Annotated in this window: 21 protein-coding genes; 11 read left to right on the plus strand and 10 right to left on the minus strand. The window is 62.8% G+C overall.

Going from position 1 to position 17,277, the window contains the following annotated elements:
* The first annotated feature begins 31 nt into the window (after positions 1 to 31).
* The gene (locus IAE38_RS11975; RefSeq protein ID WP_028633151.1) at positions 32 to 682 is read left to right on the plus strand and encodes an HAD family hydrolase; all 651 of its coding nucleotides are present in this window, start codon (positions 32 to 34) and stop codon (positions 680 to 682) included.
* Here IAE38_RS11975 and IAE38_RS11980 read toward each other — a convergent pair.
* A complete protein-coding gene (locus IAE38_RS11980; protein WP_201217724.1) occupies positions 661 to 1,752 on the minus strand; it encodes an aminopeptidase in 1,092 nt (363 codons plus the stop codon). The genes IAE38_RS11975 and IAE38_RS11980 overlap by 22 nt on opposite strands.
* Before the next feature lie 76 nt (positions 1,753 to 1,828).
* Here IAE38_RS11980 and IAE38_RS11985 point away from each other — a divergent pair, with 76 nt between their 5' ends.
* Both IAE38_RS11985 and IAE38_RS11990 read left to right on the plus strand, forming a co-directional pair.
* Positions 1,829 to 2,242, plus strand: coding sequence for a PA0061/PA0062 family lipoprotein (locus IAE38_RS11985; protein WP_201217707.1), 414 nt, complete (start codon positions 1,829 to 1,831; stop codon positions 2,240 to 2,242).
* A gap of 54 nt (positions 2,243 to 2,296) precedes the next feature.
* The gene (locus tag IAE38_RS11990) at positions 2,297 to 2,710 is read left to right on the plus strand and encodes a PA0061/PA0062 family lipoprotein (protein WP_028633154.1); all 414 of its coding nucleotides are present in this window, start codon (positions 2,297 to 2,299) and stop codon (positions 2,708 to 2,710) included.
* Between the two features lie 34 nt (positions 2,711 to 2,744).
* Here the strand turns inward: IAE38_RS11990 and IAE38_RS11995 are convergent, their stop codons facing one another.
* Together IAE38_RS11995 and IAE38_RS12000 are read right to left on the minus strand one after the other, a co-directional pair.
* Positions 2,745 to 2,978 (minus strand): DUF1161 domain-containing protein, encoded by a 234-nt coding sequence (locus tag IAE38_RS11995; RefSeq protein ID WP_060482578.1) that lies wholly within the window; start codon positions 2,976 to 2,978, stop codon positions 2,745 to 2,747.
* Between the two features lie 74 nt (positions 2,979 to 3,052).
* Positions 3,053 to 3,478 (minus strand): OsmC family protein, encoded by a 426-nt coding sequence (locus IAE38_RS12000; RefSeq protein WP_201217708.1) that lies wholly within the window; start codon positions 3,476 to 3,478, stop codon positions 3,053 to 3,055.
* A 153-nt stretch (positions 3,479 to 3,631) separates the two neighbouring features.
* On the opposite strand from IAE38_RS12000, the gene IAE38_RS12005 reads away from it, so the two are divergent.
* The gene (locus tag IAE38_RS12005; protein WP_060482576.1) at positions 3,632 to 4,639 is read left to right on the plus strand and encodes an LLM class flavin-dependent oxidoreductase; all 1,008 of its coding nucleotides are present in this window, start codon (positions 3,632 to 3,634) and stop codon (positions 4,637 to 4,639) included.
* A 40-nt stretch (positions 4,640 to 4,679) separates the two neighbouring features.
* Here the strand turns inward: IAE38_RS12005 and IAE38_RS12010 are convergent, their stop codons facing one another.
* Positions 4,680 to 4,901, minus strand: coding sequence for a DUF1161 domain-containing protein (locus IAE38_RS12010; protein ID WP_028633158.1), 222 nt, complete (start codon positions 4,899 to 4,901; stop codon positions 4,680 to 4,682).
* Positions 4,902 to 5,001: 100 nt separating this feature from the next.
* On the minus strand, positions 5,002 to 5,217 hold the full coding sequence (locus IAE38_RS12015) for a dodecin (RefSeq protein ID WP_028633159.1): 216 nt from the start codon (positions 5,215 to 5,217) through the stop codon (positions 5,002 to 5,004).
* 146 nt (positions 5,218 to 5,363) lie between these two features.
* On the opposite strand from IAE38_RS12015, the gene IAE38_RS12020 reads away from it, so the two are divergent.
* Positions 5,364 to 5,687 (plus strand): DUF883 family protein, encoded by a 324-nt coding sequence (locus tag IAE38_RS12020; RefSeq protein WP_028633160.1) that lies wholly within the window; start codon positions 5,364 to 5,366, stop codon positions 5,685 to 5,687.
* Here the strand turns inward: IAE38_RS12020 and IAE38_RS12025 are convergent.
* Positions 5,684 to 6,580: a LysR family transcriptional regulator gene (locus tag IAE38_RS12025; protein ID WP_028633161.1), complete on the minus strand. Its 897-nt coding sequence runs from the start codon at positions 6,578 to 6,580 to the stop codon at positions 5,684 to 5,686. The genes IAE38_RS12020 and IAE38_RS12025 overlap by 4 nt on opposite strands.
* Positions 6,581 to 6,690: 110 nt before the next feature.
* Between IAE38_RS12025 and trpB the strand changes: the two genes are divergently transcribed.
* Both trpB and trpA read left to right on the plus strand, forming a co-directional pair.
* Positions 6,691 to 7,908, plus strand: coding sequence for a tryptophan synthase subunit beta (gene trpB / locus IAE38_RS12030; RefSeq protein ID WP_028633162.1), 1,218 nt, complete (start codon positions 6,691 to 6,693; stop codon positions 7,906 to 7,908).
* On the plus strand, positions 7,905 to 8,714 hold the full coding sequence (gene trpA, locus IAE38_RS12035) for a tryptophan synthase subunit alpha (RefSeq protein WP_201163439.1): 810 nt from the start codon (positions 7,905 to 7,907) through the stop codon (positions 8,712 to 8,714). Before trpB ends, trpA begins: the two co-directional genes overlap by 4 nt.
* Before the next feature lie 50 nt (positions 8,715 to 8,764).
* Here the strand turns inward: trpA and IAE38_RS12040 are convergent, their stop codons facing one another.
* Positions 8,765 to 9,097, minus strand: coding sequence for a DOPA 4,5-dioxygenase family protein (locus IAE38_RS12040; RefSeq protein WP_201217709.1), 333 nt, complete (start codon positions 9,095 to 9,097; stop codon positions 8,765 to 8,767).
* Between the two features lie 64 nt (positions 9,098 to 9,161).
* Positions 9,162 to 10,061: a choline sulfate utilization transcriptional regulator gene (locus tag IAE38_RS12045; protein ID WP_201217710.1), complete on the minus strand. Its 900-nt coding sequence runs from the start codon at positions 10,059 to 10,061 to the stop codon at positions 9,162 to 9,164.
* A gap of 109 nt (positions 10,062 to 10,170) precedes the next feature.
* Between IAE38_RS12045 and betC the strand changes: the two genes are divergently transcribed.
* Genes betC through IAE38_RS12060 form a run of 3 tightly spaced genes read left to right on the plus strand, consistent with a single transcriptional unit; the run spans position 10,171 to position 14,257 of the window.
* The gene (gene betC, locus IAE38_RS12050) at positions 10,171 to 11,688 is read left to right on the plus strand and encodes a choline-sulfatase (RefSeq protein WP_201217711.1); all 1,518 of its coding nucleotides are present in this window, start codon (positions 10,171 to 10,173) and stop codon (positions 11,686 to 11,688) included.
* A gap of 14 nt (positions 11,689 to 11,702) precedes the next feature.
* Positions 11,703 to 12,632, plus strand: a complete 930-nt coding sequence (gene choX / locus IAE38_RS12055; RefSeq protein WP_201217713.1) for a choline ABC transporter substrate-binding protein — start codon at positions 11,703 to 11,705, stop codon at positions 12,630 to 12,632.
* A gap of 59 nt (positions 12,633 to 12,691) precedes the next feature.
* On the plus strand, positions 12,692 to 14,257 hold the full coding sequence (locus IAE38_RS12060; protein ID WP_201217715.1) for a SulP family inorganic anion transporter: 1,566 nt from the start codon (positions 12,692 to 12,694) through the stop codon (positions 14,255 to 14,257).
* A 42-nt stretch (positions 14,258 to 14,299) separates the two neighbouring features.
* Here IAE38_RS12060 and aroE read toward each other — a convergent pair whose 3' ends face one another.
* Together aroE and hemF are read right to left on the minus strand one after the other, a co-directional pair.
* The gene (gene aroE, locus IAE38_RS12065; RefSeq protein ID WP_201212800.1) at positions 14,300 to 15,124 is read right to left on the minus strand and encodes a shikimate dehydrogenase; all 825 of its coding nucleotides are present in this window, start codon (positions 15,122 to 15,124) and stop codon (positions 14,300 to 14,302) included.
* A 25-nt stretch (positions 15,125 to 15,149) separates the two neighbouring features.
* Positions 15,150 to 16,061, minus strand: coding sequence for an oxygen-dependent coproporphyrinogen oxidase (gene hemF, locus IAE38_RS12070; RefSeq protein ID WP_028633170.1), 912 nt, complete (start codon positions 16,059 to 16,061; stop codon positions 15,150 to 15,152).
* Positions 16,062 to 16,194: 133 nt separating this feature from the next.
* On the opposite strand from hemF, the gene IAE38_RS12075 reads away from it, so the two are divergent.
* On the plus strand, positions 16,195 to 17,172 hold the full coding sequence (locus IAE38_RS12075) for an NADPH:quinone reductase (protein WP_060482567.1): 978 nt from the start codon (positions 16,195 to 16,197) through the stop codon (positions 17,170 to 17,172).
* Positions 17,173 to 17,277: the final 105 nt, after the last annotated feature.

Raw genomic sequence — 17,277 nt, forward strand, 5'->3', positions numbered from 1 at the left:
CGCCATAAAGTACACAAGCGGAACGGTATACATGCACCAACAAAACATCCTGTTCGACCTCGACGGCACCCTCACCGACCCGCGCCTGGGCATCACCCGCTCCATCCAGTACGCGTTGGCCAAGCTGGGTATCGATGAACCCGACCTGGTGCGCCTGGAGCACTTCATCGGCCCGCCGCTGCTGCAGGCATTCATGCAGTTCTATGAATTCGACGAAGCCAAGGCCTGGGAGGCGGTCAACTTTTACCGGGAACGCTTCCGCGTGACCGGGCTATACGAAAACCAGGTGTTCGAGGGCGTGCCCGAGTTGCTCGAGGCCCTGAATGCGCAGGGGCGAACCCTGTTCATCGCCACCTCCAAACCCTGGGAATTCGCCCGCGAAATTGCCCGGCACTTTGCGTTCGACCGCCATTTCAAAGTGATCTACGGCAGCGAGCTGGACGGCACCCGCACCAACAAGGTCGAGCTGATTCGCCATCTGTTGGACGAAGAAGGCCTGGACCCGGCACAAACGCTGATGATCGGCGACCGCAAGCATGACCTGATCGGCGCACGCAGCAACGGGGTGCAGGCCGTGGCGGTGGGGTATGGCTTTGGTAGCCAGCAGGAGCTGATGGCCGAGTCGCCAGCGTTCCACTTCGCCACGCTGGCCGAGATGCATCAGGCGTTCGTCAAGGCCTGAGCGGCGGGCATCAGCTGGTGTAGTGCGGCTGTTCTGGCCGCTGCAGGCAGGCGTGCCAGGTGCTCGACTTCCAGATAAAAACGGGCCCAGTCGCCGTTTACTTTCTGGAACAACGCGGTGAACGCGGGCACCCACTCGTCATACAGCCCAAACGGCAGGAGCTTGGCGTTGTTCAGCGGGGCGTATACCCAGGCGTCGTAGCGGGCGTCGCCTGACCACTGGCTGTCACGCAGTTGCCGGTAGTCGCGCCTCAGGCGCTGGAATTCGGCCTGTTTGGCCAAGCGCTTGTGCACATCGTCCAGCGGGCCCCTGTAAATGGCCTGCAGGCGCTCGCGGCTGGCCAGCACCAGGCGGATGAACTGCTCGCGCTGCTGCCCCTGCTGTTCGCCATCGGCCGCAAGCCCCCTTGCCAGCCGCCACTGGCGCGTGCCTTGCTGCTCGACGAAGGTCGCAAACGACTCGTTGAACGCCGTGTCATCCTGCACGTAGACACGCTGGTGGGCCAGCTCGTGGAAAATCAGCGTGGCCAGCCGCTCATCGCTCCAGCCCACCATGGAGGACAGGATCGGGTCGTCGAACCAGCCCAGTGTCGAATAAGCCTCGACGCCGCCGACATACACATCCAGGCCCTGCTCGCGCATCAACGCCGCCGCACCACGGGCGGCGCCCTGGCGATAGTAGCCCCGATAGGCCACGCAGCCCGCGATTGGAAAACAGTGGGTAACAGGTTGCAGGGAAAGCTCGGGGGTGGCGAACACATTCCATACCACGAACGGGCGGCCCAGGTTGGCGTACACCCGGTAACTGCGGTTGTCGGGCAAGTGCAACTGCTGGCTGGCGAAGTCCCGCGCTTGCTGCGCGTGCAGCAGGCGTGCGCGCAATGCGGAAGGTGTGGCGGGGTCAGCCACCACCTGTGCCACCGGCTGGCGCGCACGCAACAGCGCCCACTGCCCCTCGGCCAGTTGGCCGTAATAGCGGGCGCTGGTGCAGCCGTTCAGCAGAGCAGCTGCCAACAGCGGAACCAACAGGGTGAAAACGCGGTCGAGTGGCCCAGGGCCTGAGCGCTGCAAATATGAACGTTCAACCATCCTGATTCACTCACGGCCTGTTTGCCTGAAGACTATCTCGCCAAAGGGGAAATTCGCCATGCGTGCACTATGGGTTGCTGGGTCACTGCTGATGGTTTCGGCCTGCTCCACCTTGCCGGACCCTGACCCGAACCAGGCCTGGATCGACCTTAAACCCCGCAAAGATACGTCCCTTGATGCGCTCCAGGTAGATGAGCGCGACTGGGCCGACAGCCGCTACTTCGAAGTGCAGCCCGGTAACCATGAGCTGACCGTGCGCTATCAGTTCCCGGTCACGCCCAGCAATATCGGGCCTGTGAAAGAGCCGCTGTGGCGTGATTGCCAAATCAAGCTGGCATTCAACGACTTCAATGCCGGCCAGCGTTACCAGTTGCAGGCGGGCAGCATTGGCTTCAGGCCGTGGATCAAACTGTATGACCACCAGCAAAAACTGGTAGGCCAAGGGCTGCCAGCGGGTTGCCAACGCACCTGAAGCGCGCAACGGCGCTATGCTTAGAGCCTGTACATTGCAAATGAGAAACCCGCCATGCGCCAGCCCATGATGCTGATCGCCCTCAGTGCACTGGGCGCTTGCGCCAGCCCACTGCCCCCGGTAGACCCCAAGCAAGCCTGGGTCGACTTGTACACCATGACCCCTGGCAGGGTCATCATGGCTGATCGGCTCGATGGCAAGCGCCTGGACGATGGCCGCTACTTCCAGGTAACCCCCGGCAAGCACGAACTGGTGGTGCGCTTCGATTACGAGATTTACGCAGGCGGCTTTACCACCGACCCCAGGGAGCGAACCTGCTACCTAACCGTGCGCTTCAACGACTTCAAGGCGGGGGAACGCTACCGGCTGGAAGCGCGGGCACCGGTGATGGAGCCGCAGGTACTGCTTTATGACGCCAGCCGCACAGTAGTGGTGAACAAGCCGAGCCAGGTCTTTTGTATCCCCTGATCCAGGGGCATGGCTGCCGCGATAACGTGTGCGGTTACTGATCGTTCTTTTGGTAGATGATCTTCTGGGTGCCGCCGTTACAGGTCCCGACCACCATGTTGGGGTCTTGCACCTCGCTATTCGGCACGATTTCAAGCGTGTAGGACGCAACGCCCTGCGCCTGGATCTTCGCTTCGATCTCCGCTTTCAGCTCTTCGCAGGGCTTTACCGCCGCTAATGTGCAGGTTGCAGTGAAAGAGGCGAAAACAGCGACTGCGAGGCGAATCATGGGGGCGGCTCCTGTAGTGGCAGCGATGCTGCCGAGGGTTGCTAGATTACCGCAAACCGCCCCCGATTCATGCATCAGCCAACCAGGCTGGCATCCAGGGTAATTTTTGCGTTAAGCACTTTGGATACCGGGCAACCGGCCTTGGCTTTGTTGGCGATCTCCTCAAACTGCTCGGCACTTGCACCTGGCACCTTGGCCCTCAGTACCAAGTGAACAGCCGTGATCGCAAAACCATCCGGTTGCTTGTCCAGCGTGACTTCTGCAGCGGTGTCGATACGCTCAGGCGTCAAACCTGCGTCGCCCAACATCATCGACAGGGCCATCGAGAAGCAGCCCGCGTGTGCAGCGCCGATCAATTCTTCCGGGTTGGTGCCCGGGGTATCTTCGAAGCGGGTGTTGAAACCATAGGGGTTCTGCTTGAGGGCGCCGCTTTCGGTAGAAAGCAGGCCTTTACCGTCTTTCAGACCACCTTGCCAGATCGCCGATGCTGTCTTTTTCATGATGCCTCCTGGTCATTGGTTACATACCTAAGGGTTCAGAGGCACGCTGCTGCTTGAGAGTTCAGCGCAATCTGACCGCAGGCATTGAATCCAACGATTGCGCCCATACACAGTCAATAAGGCTTCTGGCCAACCACTTTTTGCGGAGGCTCCATGACGCAGTTGCGTGATCTGAACATTTCCACCCTCGACCTGGTACCGGTACGTGCCGACGCTGGCCCAGCCCAGTCGTTGCGCAACTCGCTGGACCTGGCGCAGCATGTCGAGCGTTTTGGCTACAACCGTTTCTGGGTAGCCGAACACCACAACATGGACGGCATTGCCAGTTCGGCCACCTCGGTGCTGATCGGTTACCTGGCAGGCGGTACTTCGCGCATCCGCGTGGGGTCTGGCGGCATCATGCTGCCCAACCATGCACCATTGGTGGTGGCTGAGCAGTTCGGCACGCTGGCCAGCCTGTACCCAGGGCGCATCGACCTGGGCCTGGGCCGCGCGCCGGGGTCCGACCAGATGACCGCCTACGCGCTGCGCCGCGACCGGGCCGGCAGCGCGGACGACTTCCCGGAGGACGTAGAAGAACTGGCACGCTACCTGGGCCCGCGCACCGACGACCAGAAGGTTATTGCAGTGCCAGGGCATGACACCGAAGTGCCCATGTGGCTGCTCGGGTCCAGCCTGTTCAGTGCCCAACTGGCAGGCATGCGCGGCATGCCCTATGCGTTCGCCTCGCACTTTGCCCCGCGTTACATGCATGAGGCCATTCGTGTGTACCGCAACCACTTCAAGCCATCCACTGCGCTGGACAAGCCCTACGTGATGCTGGGTATCCCCATGGTGGTGGCGGAAACAGACGAAAAAGCCGAATACCTGGCTACCTCGGTGTACCAGCGCATCCTGTCACTGATCCGTGGGCAGAGCCTGATGCAAAAACCCCCGGTCGAGAGCATGGACGGCTTGTGGCTACCCCATGAGCGCGATGCGGTGGGCAGCTTCCTGGGCCTGGCGATGATAGGCAGCCCGCAGAAAGTCCGAGCCAAGGTTGAGGTGCTGCTGGAGCAGACTGGGGCGGATGAGCTGATGTTCACGTGTGACCTGTATGAGCATGCGGATCGCATCAGGTCGTATGAATTGCTGGCGCAGGCGTTGCAAGCGGGCCATTGACCCCTGCCAATCGCCGGCTTGCCGGCGATTGACGGCGACGTTAGCTGCGGCGGTACACGATTTCCTTGGTGCCGCCTTCACAGCTGCCTACAACCTTGCCTGCAGGCTCGCCTTTGTTGACGACTTCCAGGGAGTACCCCTGAACACCCTTGGCATCCAGCTTGGCCGCGATTTCAGCCTTGAGCTCCTCGCAAGGCTTGCCAGCCGCCAGCGCACCACCGGCCAGGCTCATCAGGCCCAGCGCCAGAATCAGTTTGTTCATTACTCGCTTTCCTTGTGCAATGAAATCGGAAAAGGCGCCCGGTCAGGCGCCTCCCGTATTGATACCCCATAGCGCCAGGCGCTTCCAGCTTGGAAATGTGTCAGCTGTTGGTGATGCGGAAACCGACTTTCATCGTGACCTGGAAGTGCTCGACCTTGTTGTCGCGAATATGCCCACGGGTGCTGACCACCTCGAACCATTCGAGCATCTTGATGCTCTTGGACGCCTCCGCCAGCGCATTCTGGATCGCGTCCTCGATGCTGCTGGTGGACGAACCTACCAACTCGACCATTTTGTACGTGTGGTGATCGGACATGTGCTCTCTCCTCGGATATTGACCTGGAGCCTCTCAGGCAGGCCTGGTTTACCTGCGAGCCGATAAACCAACAGAAAGTTCGATCGCACTTTCGCCCCGCGCAGCAGTCGCATTTTCTACAGCCCACAACGCGAAGGAGAGTCAACATGCCACGCAACTCGCTGCGAAAAACATCCCTGGAAAGCATGGAAGCCGAGATCGAGAGCCTTCTGAAAAGCCTGGAAAACCTCAAGAATGACGCCTCGGAAGAGTCGCAGAAATCCCTGAAGGCCATCCGCAGCAACGCCGAAACAGCACTGCGCCATTCCCGTAGCCTGGTAAGCGACGCCTACGAAGAAGTGAAACACCGCACCCGTCAAACCGGCATCGCCACCCGCGACTATGCCCAGGAACACCCCTACACCACCGCCGGCGTCGCCATTGGCGCGCTGGGCCTGCTGGCGGCCTACCTGCTGTGCAAGCGCAACTAAGCGCTCTGCCTGGCCAATTCGGCGCGTAGCCAACGCGCCAGCTGCTCGGCGCGCCCATCTGCGGCGCGCCGTGGCACCCACAGCGCCAATGCTGCGGGTGTACGCGTAAACCCCCATGGCGCGCTCAAGCGGCCAGCACGCAAGTCATCCGCCACCAATGCCTGCGGCGCAATCGCCACGCCCAGCCCCGCGCAGGCAGCTTCCAGCAAGTAGTACAGGTGCTCGAACGCCTGGCCATAGTGGATACCCTTTGGGTCCAGCCCATGCTCCATCGCCCAGGTTGGCCACGCCTGTGGGCGCGACGTGGTGTGCAGCAGCGCTTCGTCCAGCAGGCGGTCAACGGGTGCCCCTTGCAGCCGTGAGAAGCCGGCAAAATGTGGGCTGAGCACCGGCCCGATACGTTCCTCGGCCAGTACATGCACGTGCATGTCGGCAGGCCATGGTGGCTCGGCGTACACCAACAGGGCATCCAGGCCGGGGCGACGCGGGTCCAGGTCACCCTCACCGGCTGACAAGTGCAGGCGTAACTCCGGCAAGTCAGCCTTCAAGCGCCCCAACCTGGGGATGAACCAGCGCGCCAGCAGGCTGCCTGAACAGCCAAGCACGAACGCCGCCTGGTCACCCTCGCGGCCAAGCTCACCGCACACGCTGCGCAGCCGGTCAAAGGCTTCGCCACTCACATCGCGCAGGCGAATGCCGGCATCTGTGAGTTTGATACCGCGCCCGTCCTTGACGAACAGGGCAACGCCCAGGTGCGTCTCCAGCACCTTGATCTGCCGGCTTACCGCGCCATGTGTGACATGCAGCGCTTCGGCCGCCAGGCTTACGCTGTTAAGCCGGGCAGTGGCTTCAAATGCCCGCAGGGCATTGAGGGGAGGGAGATCCTGGGCCATGTTACCTGTGAGTTTTTCTGACAAGTTTGCGCAATCTTATCGGTTTTCAGCGGCGCCTGCCGTGGTTACAGTAAAGCCCATCATTCATTCGATATGCCTTGGAGCGCCCCATGACCCAGTCCCAGTACCGCCCCGGCCCAGACGCCAACGGCCTGTTCGGCTCGTTCGGTGGCCGCTACGTGGCCGAAACCCTCATGCCGCTGGTGCTGGACCTGGCCCGCGAGTACGAAGCTGCCAAGGCAGACCCTGCATTCCTCGAAGAGCTGGCGTACTTCCAGCGCGATTACATCGGCCGGCCAAACCCGCTGTATTTTGCCGAACGCCTGACCGAACACTGCGGCGGTGCAAAAATCTTCTTCAAGCGTGAAGAGCTGAACCACACCGGCGCCCACAAGGTGAACAACTGCATCGGCCAGGTGCTGCTGGCCAAGCGCATGGGCAAGAAGCGCCTGATCGCCGAAACCGGCGCTGGCATGCACGGTGTGGCCACTGCCACCGTGGCGGCGCGCTTCGGCCTGCCTTGCGTGATCTACATGGGCGCCACCGACATCGAGCGGCAGCAGGCCAACGTGTTCCGCATGCGCCTGCTGGGCGCTGAAATCGTGCCGGTCACCGCCGGCACCGGCACCCTGAAAGACGCCATGAACGAGGCGCTGCGTGACTGGGTCACCAACGTGGAAGACACCTTCTACCTGATCGGCACCGTAGCCGGCCCGCACCCGTACCCAGCCATGGTCCGCGACTTCCAGTCGATCATCGGCAAGGAAACCCGCGCCCAGTTGCAGGAAAAGGAAGGCCGCCTGCCCGACAGCCTGGTCGCCTGCGTCGGCGGGGGCTCCAATGCCATGGGCCTGTTCCACGAGTTCCTCGAAGAACCAAGCGTGCAGATCATCGGCGTTGAAGCGGGTGGCCACGGCGTGCACACCGACAAGCACGCTGCCAGCCTGAACGGGGGCGTACCGGGCGTGCTGCACGGCAACCGCACTTACCTGTTGCAAGACGCCGACGGCCAGATTACCGATGCCCACTCCATTTCCGCAGGCCTGGACTACCCCGGCATCGGCCCGGAGCATGCCTACCTGCACGAAGTGAAACGGGTGGAGTACGTCAGCATCACCGATGACGAGGCGCTGGATGCATTCCATGCGTCCTGCCGCCTGGAGGGCATCATCCCGGCCCTGGAAAGCGCCCACGCCCTGGCCGAAGCCATCAAGCGCGCGCCCAGCCTGCCCAAGGATCACCTGATGGTCGTGTGCCTCTCGGGCCGCGGCGACAAAGACATGCAAACCGTCATGAGCCACATGGCCGCCCAGGAGAAACAGGCATGAGCCGTCTTGAACAACGCTTCGCCGAGCTGAAAGCCGAAGGGCGCTCGGCACTGGTCACCTTCATCACCGCCGGCGACCCGGGCTACGATGCGTCGCTGCAAATTCTAAAGGGCCTGCCTGCAGCGGGCGCGGACGTAATCGAACTGGGCATGCCGTTCACCGACCCGATGGCTGACGGTGTGGCCATCCAGCTGGCAACCCTGCGCGCCCTGGAGGCCGGGCAGACCCTGGCCAAGACGCTGCAAATGGTGCGTGACTTCCGTACCGGCAACCAGACCACGCCCATCGTGCTGATGGGCTACTACAACCCGATCCACCGCTTTGGCGTCGAAGCCTTCGTCGCCCAGGCCAAGCAAGCCGGTGTCGATGGCCTGATCATTGTCGACCTGCCGCCCGAGCACGACGCCGAACTGGCAAGCCCCGCCCAGGCTGCCGGCATAGATTTCATCCGCCTGACCACCCCGACCACCGACGATCAGCGCCTGCCACGGGTACTGGAGCGCAGTTCCGGGTTTGTCTACTACGTGTCGGTAGCAGGTGTGACCGGCGCAGGCTCGGCCACAACCGAGCACGTCAGCGAAGCCATTGCGCGCCTGCGTCGGCACACCGACCTGCCGATCAGCGTTGGTTTCGGCATTCGTACTCCCGAGCAGGCCGCCGCCATCGCACGCCTGGCCGATGGCGTGGTAGTGGGTTCGGCACTGGTGGACAAGATCGCCCAGGCCGAGCGCCCGGAACAGGCTGTAGATGACGTGCTCAGCCTGTGTGCGGCGCTGGCAGAAGGCGTGCGCGGCGCGCGGCGCTAAGCTGGCTTGCCCTTACTGCCAGTAAGCTGGCAGTAAGGGCAGCCCGGGCACTATTCACCGAATAGCGAAAGGTCCAGCGGGCGCACCGCCCCCATCCAGATCGCATGATCGCGGTGGTCGGCCAGCTCATCCCCGGTCAGCGGGTGCATGAACACCACCAACCCCTTGCGGTTGAGCGCCAGCCACGGCAATACCACGCCGACGATTTCCGGCTCGAACGCCAGCTGGCAACTCCAGTCCGGGTGCGGCCCCACTCGCTTCTGGTGCAGGCGGCCCATGGTCACCGGGAACAGCCGCGCGGCTTCCTCGCAGAGCTCACGGGCCTGCTCCAGGGTGGCGGCATCGTAATAAACGTGGGCGTGGTAACCCTTGATTCTCTGCATGCTTACCTCCGCTGCTGCAATGGCCATGACTATACCCGGCCAAAACCGATGAGCGCCCTGGAAATCACCGCTCGCGCTCCTGCTCCAACCAGCTTACAAAGCGTTCTATCAGCGCACCACGGCGCTTGCGCGGCGGCAGCACGGCGTAGTACCCGCGTGCCGACCGCAGGCTGCCTTGCAGTGGCCGGCAGAGCAGGCCTTGGTCCACCAGGCTGTCCACCAGGTGCCCCCAGCCGATCGCCACCCCTTGCCCGGCAATGGCAGCCTGAATCAGCAATGTGTAGTTGTCGAAGCGTAGCTGCCCCGGCGGCGGCGGGCTGGCCACACCCAACCCACGAAACACCCCCGCCCAGTCGAACCAGCGGCTGGACTGCTCGCCCTTCAGGTGCAACAGGGGCAAACGTTGCAAGGCCTCGGCTGACAAGGGTTTGCCACCGATCAGCCCAGGGCTGCACACGGGGAAAACCTCTTCATCGAACAGCCAGCGGCTTTCCCCCTGGCGGAAGCGGCCATCGCCGAACAGCACGGCCACATCGATGTCCGGGCGCAACATGCCTTGGCTACGTTCCCCGGTCACCAGGCTCACATCCACCTGTGGATAAGCCTCATGAAAACGCTGCAGGCGGGGCATCAGCCAAAAGGCGGCGAAAGCAAAATCGGTCGCCACCTGCAACACCTCACGCTGATCACGCCCACTGGCCTGGGCGATCCCGTCATCCAGCGTGTGCATGGCCTGGCTCACGTGCTCGAACAGCAGTTGGCCAGCCTCGGTTAGCTCGATGCCGCGATAAATGCGGTCGAACAAGCGGGTGCCTAGCTGCGCTTCCAGGCGTTTTACCTGCTGGCTGACCGCTGGCTGAGTAGTGCCCAGCTCCAACGCGGCTGCGGTAAACCCGTTCAATCGCGCCGCAGCCTCGAACACGCGCAAGGTATCCAGAGACACGTCGGCCAAATGCTCAAACATAAGCGCAGCTTATCCCAGTCATTGCCCGCCATGGGCTTTACCCATGTTATCCACAGTCGCATCTTGGTACGCAAGCGGTTCGCATAACCCTCGACGATGGAAGCTTCCCATGACGCGCCCCAATATCCTGTTCATCATGGCCGACCAGATGGCGGCGCCGCTGCTGCCCATCTACGGCCCATCCCCCATCCAGATGCCCCACCTCAGCCGCCTGGCCGAGCAGGCCGTGGTATTCGATTCGGCCTACTGCAACAGCCCACTGTGTGCCCCCTCGCGGTTCACCCTGGTGAGTGGCCAGCTGCCCAGCCGTATCGGCGCCTACGACAATGCTGCCGACTTCCCTGCTGACGTGCCCACGTATGCCCACTACCTGCGCCGCCTGGGCTACCGCACGGCGCTGTCGGGCAAGATGCATTTTTGCGGCCCGGACCAGTTGCACGGCTATGAAGAACGGTTGACCAGCGACATCTACCCGGCCGACTACGGGTGGGCAGTGAACTGGGACGAGCCCGACGTGCGCCCCAGCTGGTACCACAACATGTCGTCGGTGCTGCAAGCTGGGCCGTCCGTGCGCACCAACCAGCTGGATTTCGACGATGAGGTGGTGTTCAAAGCCCGCCAGTACCTGTACGACCATGTGCGTGAAAACGATGGCCGGCCGTTCTGCCTGACGGTGTCCATGACCCACCCGCACGATCCCTACACCATTCCTAAGCGCTACTGGGATCGCTACGAAGGTGTGGAGATCCCCATGCCCCGCGCCGAGTTGAGCCAGGCAGAGCTGGACCCCCATTCGCAGCGCCTGCTGAAGGTGTACGACCTCTGGTACAAGGCGTTGCCTGAAGAGAAGGTCCACGATGCCCGCCGAGCCTACTTCGGCGCCTGCAGCTACATCGACGACAACATCGGCCAGCTGCTGCAAACCCTCGAAGAATGCAACCTGGCCGATGACACGCTGATCGTGTTTTCCGGCGACCACGGCGACATGCTTGGCGAGCGCGGCCTCTGGTACAAGATGCACTGGTTCGAGATGTCCGCCAGGGTGCCCCTGCTGGTCCATGCACCAAAGCGCTTCAAGCCTGCCCATGTCGATGCGTCCGTATCAACCTGCGACTTGTTACCCACCCTGGTGGAGCTGGCCGGTGGTGCTGTGGATAAAAACCTGCACCTGGATGGCCGCTCCCTGCTTGGCCACCTGCAAGGGCACGGCGGCCACGATGAAGTGATTGGCGAATACATGGCCGAAGGCACCGTGGGCCCGCTGGTGATGATCCGCCGTGGTGCCTACAAGTTCGTGTACAGCGAAGACGACCCTTGTTTACTCTATGACCTGAGCCACGACCCGCACGAGCGGGAGAACCTCACCGGCAGCCCGGACCATCAGGCGCTGCTGCAGGCATTTGTCGAGGAAGCCCGCCAGCGCTGGGACATACCCGCCCTGCGCCAGCAGGTGCTGGCCAGCCAGCGCCGCCGCCGCCTGGTCGCCCAGGCACTGGCCATCGGCAAACTGAAAAGCTGGGACCACCAACCCATGGTGGACGCCAGCCAACAGTACATGCGTAACCACATCGATCTCGATGACCTCGAGCGCAAGGCACGTTACCCACAGCCCGCACCCATGGATTGAGAAGAGAGGCCGCCATGCACAAGTTCTCCGCTACCATGTTGACCCTGGCCATCGGCCTGGGCACCGTCACCGCTCACGCCGCTGACAGCAGCGACCAATGCACCACCGTGAAAATGGCCGACCCCGGCTGGAGTGATATCGCCACCACCAATGCCGTCGCCCGCCTGCTGTTGGAAAGCCTGGGCTACAAGGTCAAGGTCGACAGCCTGGCCGTACCGATCATCTACGGCGGCCTGAAGGATGGGCAAGTCGACGCCTTCCTCGGCAACTGGATGCCAGCGCAGCAAGGTTTTCATGACAAGTTCGTCGCCAACGGCGATGTTCTACAGCTGTCGCGCAACCTTGAAGGCACCGAGTTCACCCTGGCAGTGCCGGACTACGTGTGGAATGCCGGGGTGAAGGACTTCGCCGACCTGCAAAAGCACGCCGACAAGTTCGACAAGAAGCTGTATGGCATTGGCTCCGGGGCGCCGGCCAACCTGTCGCTGAAAGAGATCATCGACAAGAACGCGTTCAACCTGGGGCAATGGAAGCTGGTGGAATCCAGCGAACAAGGAATGCTGGCGCAGGTTGATCGCGCGGTGAAAAAGCAGCAGTTCATCACCTTCCTGGGCTGGACACCGCACCCCATGAACGTAAAGCTGAACATGCATTACCTCACAGGGGGCGAGCAATGGTTTGGCAGCAAAGGCGATGTCTACACGCTAACGCGCAAAGGTTACCCACAGGCTTGCCCCAATGCTGCCAAGCTGTTGGGTAACCTGAAGTTCACACTGGACATGGAAAACAGCATCATGGCCAATGTGCTGGACCAGAAGATCAGCTTCGATGAAGCCGCCAAGGCCTGGGTCAAAGCGCACCCCGAGTTGCTGGACGGGTGGTTGGCCGGGGTTACAACCAAAGCTGATGGCAATGCCGTGGAGGCTGTCAAAGCCAAGCTGTAATACCCCGTAGTGCGGGGTATCTGTGGGGGCCAGGTTTTTTCTAACATTGTGGATAACTCATGCATCGCATTCTGCACCTGCTGCCGTTCCTGAGCTGGCTACCCCGTCAATCGGGTCGCAGCCTGCGCCAGGACCTGCTGGTGGGGCTGAGCGGTGCAATCCTGGCCCTGCCACAATCCATTGCCTATGCATTGATCGCCGGCTTGCCCGCCGAGTACGGCTTGTACGCCGCCATCGTCCCCGTGCTGGTGGCCTGCCTGTGGGGCTCGTCCTGGCACCTGATCTGCGGGCCCACCGCTGCCATTTCCGTGGTGCTCTACGCCAGCATCAGCCCACTGGCCGTGGCTGGCAGCGCCGACTACGTTACCTTGGTGCTGCTGCTGACGTTCCTTGGCGGCGCTTTTCAGTGGCTGCTGGGGCTGCTGCGGTTCGGGGCAGTGGTCAACTTCGTTTCCCATTCCGTGGTACTGGGTTTCACCCTCGGCGCAGCCATCGTGATTGCCTTGGGGCAATTGCCCAACCTGCTGGGCATGGACCTGGCCAGCCAGGCCACGGCATTGAAGACCGTTCAGGAACTGGCCCACCACGCCGGGGAGGTAGACCTGCCATCCTTGCTGCTGGGTGTGGCCACGGTGGTGCTGGGCGTCACCCTCAAGCTCTGGCGCCCACGCTGGCCCAGCCTGCTGATCAGCCTGGTGGTGGTGAGAGTGCTGGCCTGGGTGCTACCAGGGTACTTCGGCCATGTGCCACGTGTGGCAGCGTTCACCGGGCAACTGCCTCCATTCAGCCCACTGCCTCTGCTTGATGTGGAACTGATCCTGCGGCTACTGCCAAGTGCTGTGGCGGTGGGCATGTTGGGGCTGGTTACCAGCCTGTCGATTGCCCGTTCGCTGTCGGCACGCTCGGAGCAGATGATCGACCCCGACCAGGAAATCCGCGCACAGGGCCTGTCGAACATCGCTGGCGCCTTTTGCTCGGGCTACCTGTCTGCAGGCTCGTTCACCCGCTCGGGCCTGAGTTACGAGGCCGGCGCTCGCTCGCCCATGGCAGGCGTGTTTTCGGCGCTGTGGGTGGCGGTGTTCGCCGTGACGGGGGCAGGGTTGATCGCGCAGCTGCCCATCCCGGCCATGGCCGGTAGCATCCTGTTGATTTGCTGGGGGCTGGTGGACCACAAGGCAATACGCGCACTGCTGCGCGTCAGCCGCTCGGAGTTCCTGGTGATGGCACTGACCGCCGCCGCCACCTTGTTGCTCGAACTGCAGACAGCCATCTACGCCGGGGTACTGGCGTCGCTGTTCTTCTACCTCAAGCGCACCTCCCGGCCCCGGGTGCAGCAGAGCCGGGAAGGGGACGCGGATGTGCTGCGCGTGGGCGGGTCGATCTTCTTTGGCGCGGCGCATTATCTGCAGGTGAGGTTGCAACGCTGCCAGGGGCCGCATGTGGTGATCGATGCCCGGCAGGTGAACTTCATCGACTACTCGGGTGTGGATATGCTGCACCGGGAGGCGCGGCGCTTGCAGCGGCTAGGTGGCAGCTTGACCCTGCATCACGCCAAGACGCACGTAGTCGAAGATTTGCAGAAGCTGGAAGGCGCCGACCGGTGCCCCATACGTTTCGCAGAATGAGCGCCTCAGCCCGAAGGGGCAGCAAAGCAGCCCCGGGCACCCTCAACCCCGCGCCAGCTGCCGGCGCAACTCCGCCAGCACCGGTGCAGTATCAGGCCGCACGCCACGCCAGATGAAGAACGCCTCAGCCGCCTGCTCGGCCAGCATGCCCAAGCCGTCCAGCACCTTCGCCGCGCCCAGGTTGGCTGCCCACTGGCAAAACGGCGTGGGCGCCTTGGCGTACATCATGTCGTAGCAGACCGTACGCCCCGCCTCGACAAGGCTGTCGGCAATCGGTGGCAGCTCACCTGCCAGGCTCGCCGAGGTGGCGTTGATGATCAGGTCCACCGGCTCATGCAGCCAGGCAAAACCGCTGGCCACCACCGGCCCAAGTTCATCGAACTCATGCGCCAGTTGCTCGGCCTTTTCCACCGTGCGGTTGGCGACTACCACCGACTGCGGCTTGTGCGCCAGGAGCGGCTCCAGTACACCCCGCACGGCGCCGCCGGCACCGAGGATAAGAATGCGCTTGCCGGCCAGCTCAACACCCGCATTCACCGTAAGGTCACGCACCAGGCCAGCGCCATCGGTGTTATCGCCCTGCAACGTGCCGTCTTCCAGCTTGCTGAGGGTGTTCACCGCACCGGCGCGCTGGGCACGGGGTGTGAGGCTGTCGCACAGGCGGTAGGCCTCTTCCTTGAAGGGTACCGTGACGTTGGCGCCGCTACCTTGTTTGAAGAAACCCCAGGCGCAATCACTGAACGCGTCCAGCGGTGCCAGCAAGGTGGCGTACTCCAGGTATTCGCCAGTCTGCTCGGCAAACAGGCGGTGGATAAGTGGCGACTTGCTGTGGCCAATGGGGTTGCCAAACACAACGTACTGGTCCATGACGGCTCCTTGGGTTGCCACGGGCTTACTGGCCAAGCCAGTCACGGTCTTGCAGGAAGTATTCGGTCAGGCGCGCTTCCTCGGTACCCGGTTCGGCCTTCCAGTCGTAACCCCAGCGGACCTGGGGCGGCAGCGACATCAGGATCGATTCGGTACGCCCACCCGATTGCAGGCCAAACAGCGTGCCACGGTCATACACCAGGTTGAATTCCACGTAACGGCCACGGCGGAACTCCTGGAACTCACGCTGCTGCGCGGTGTAGGCCATAGCCTTGCGACGTTGCACGATTGGCACATACGCCTGGATGTAGGCATCACCGATGGCGCGGATAAAGGCGAAGCAGGTGTCGAAGTCCCATTCGTTGAGGTCATCGAAGAACAGGCCGCCGATGCCCCGTGGCTCGCCGCGGTGCTTGAGGTGGAAGTAGCGGTCGCACCAGGCCTTGTAGCGGGGGTAAACGTCGGCACCGAACGGCGCGCAGGCCTGCTCTGCCACGCGGTGCCAGTGGATGCAGTCTTCTTCGATGCCGTAGAAGGGCGTGAGGTCGAAGCCACCGCCGAACCACCACACCGGCTCTTCACCTTCTTTCTCGGCAATGAAAAAGCGCACATTGGCGTGGGAGGTGGGCACATGCGGGTTGTGCGGGTGGATCACCAACGATACGCCCAGCGCCTGGAAGCCACGGCCGGCCAGCTCAGGGCGGTGGGCACTGGCCGACGGCGGCAGGCCGGTGCCGAACACATGGGAAAAGTTGACCCCGCCTTTTTCAATCACCTGACCGTCACCAATCACCCGCGTACGGCCCCCGCCACCGGCTTCGCGCACCCAGGCGTCCTCGACGAAGCGGGCGCCGCCGTCTTCGGTTTCGAGGGCAGAGCAAATGCGGTCTTGCAGGTCGAGCAGGTAGGCTTTCACGGCCTCGGTGCGGCTAATCATCGGGTCACCAGGAACGGGCAGGGAAGAATTCGCGCGTAGCATACCATCGCCGGCCGGCACACCGCAGTTGACGGCAGTCAAGCAAAGGCGTCCGATAGAAGGCCTTTCCCGATCCCGAAACCAGGAGTAGCAGATGGCCAAGCGTATCCAGTTCAGCCAGCACGGCGGCCCTGAAGTGCTGCAGTGGGTGGAGTTCGAGCCCGCCGCGCCCGGCCCGCAGCAAGTGCGCGTGCGCAACCATGCAGTCGGCCTGAACTTCATCGATACCTATTTCCGCAGCGGGCTGTACGCGCCACCATCACTGCCATCGGGCCTGGGTACCGAGGCAGCGGGTGTGGTGGAAGCCGTGGGCGAGGGCGTTACCCGCCTCAAGGTGGGCGACCGCGTGGCCCATGCTGGTGGCCCACTGGGGGCGTACAGCGAGGTGCACACGTTGCCAGAGGCCAACCTGGTCAAGCTGCCGGACGCTATCAGCTTCGAGCAGGCCGCAGCGGTAATGCTGAAGGGTTTGACCGTGCAGTACCTGCTCAAGCAAACCTACGCCGTACAGCCTGGCGACGTGATCCTGTTCCATGCGGCGGCGGGCGGTGTAGGCTCATTGGCCTGCCAGTGGGCAAAGGCGCTGGGTGCCAAGTTGATCGGCACCGTCAGCTCCGCGCAAAAAGCCGAACGGGCCAAGGCCCTCGGTGCATGGGCGACCATCGATTACAGCCACGAAGACGTCGCCCAGCGCGTGCTGGAGCTGACCGACGGCAAGAAGTGCCAGGTGGTGTATGACGGCGTGGGTGCCGACACCTGGCTGACCTCGCTGGACTGCCTGCAGCCACGGGGTTTGATGGTGAGCTTCGGCAATGCCTCGGGTGCGGTGAGCGGGGTCAACCTGGGGATTCTGTCGCAGAAAGGCTCGCTGTACGTGACCCGGCCAACCTTGGCGACCTACGCCAACAACGCGCAGAACACCCAGGCCATGGCCGATGACCTGTTTGCGATGATTGCCAGCGGCAAGCTGGTGGTGGATATCCAGCAGCGGTATCCGCTGAGCGAGGCGGCCAAGGCGCAGGCGGAGCTGTCGGCGCGCAGGACGGTTGGGTCGACTGTGTTGCTGCCTTGATGGGGGGATGTTGAGGCGGCTAAGGTGTCCGCCTTGACGATTGTTTCGCCTGTAAGACCGAGCGCCGCCCGCGCGGCGCATCGCGAGCTGCGCTCGCTCCTACGT

This window comes from Pseudomonas sp. S32 (assembly GCF_016648095.1).
GTDB classification, from domain to species: domain Bacteria; phylum Pseudomonadota; class Gammaproteobacteria; order Pseudomonadales; family Pseudomonadaceae; genus Aquipseudomonas; species Aquipseudomonas parafulva.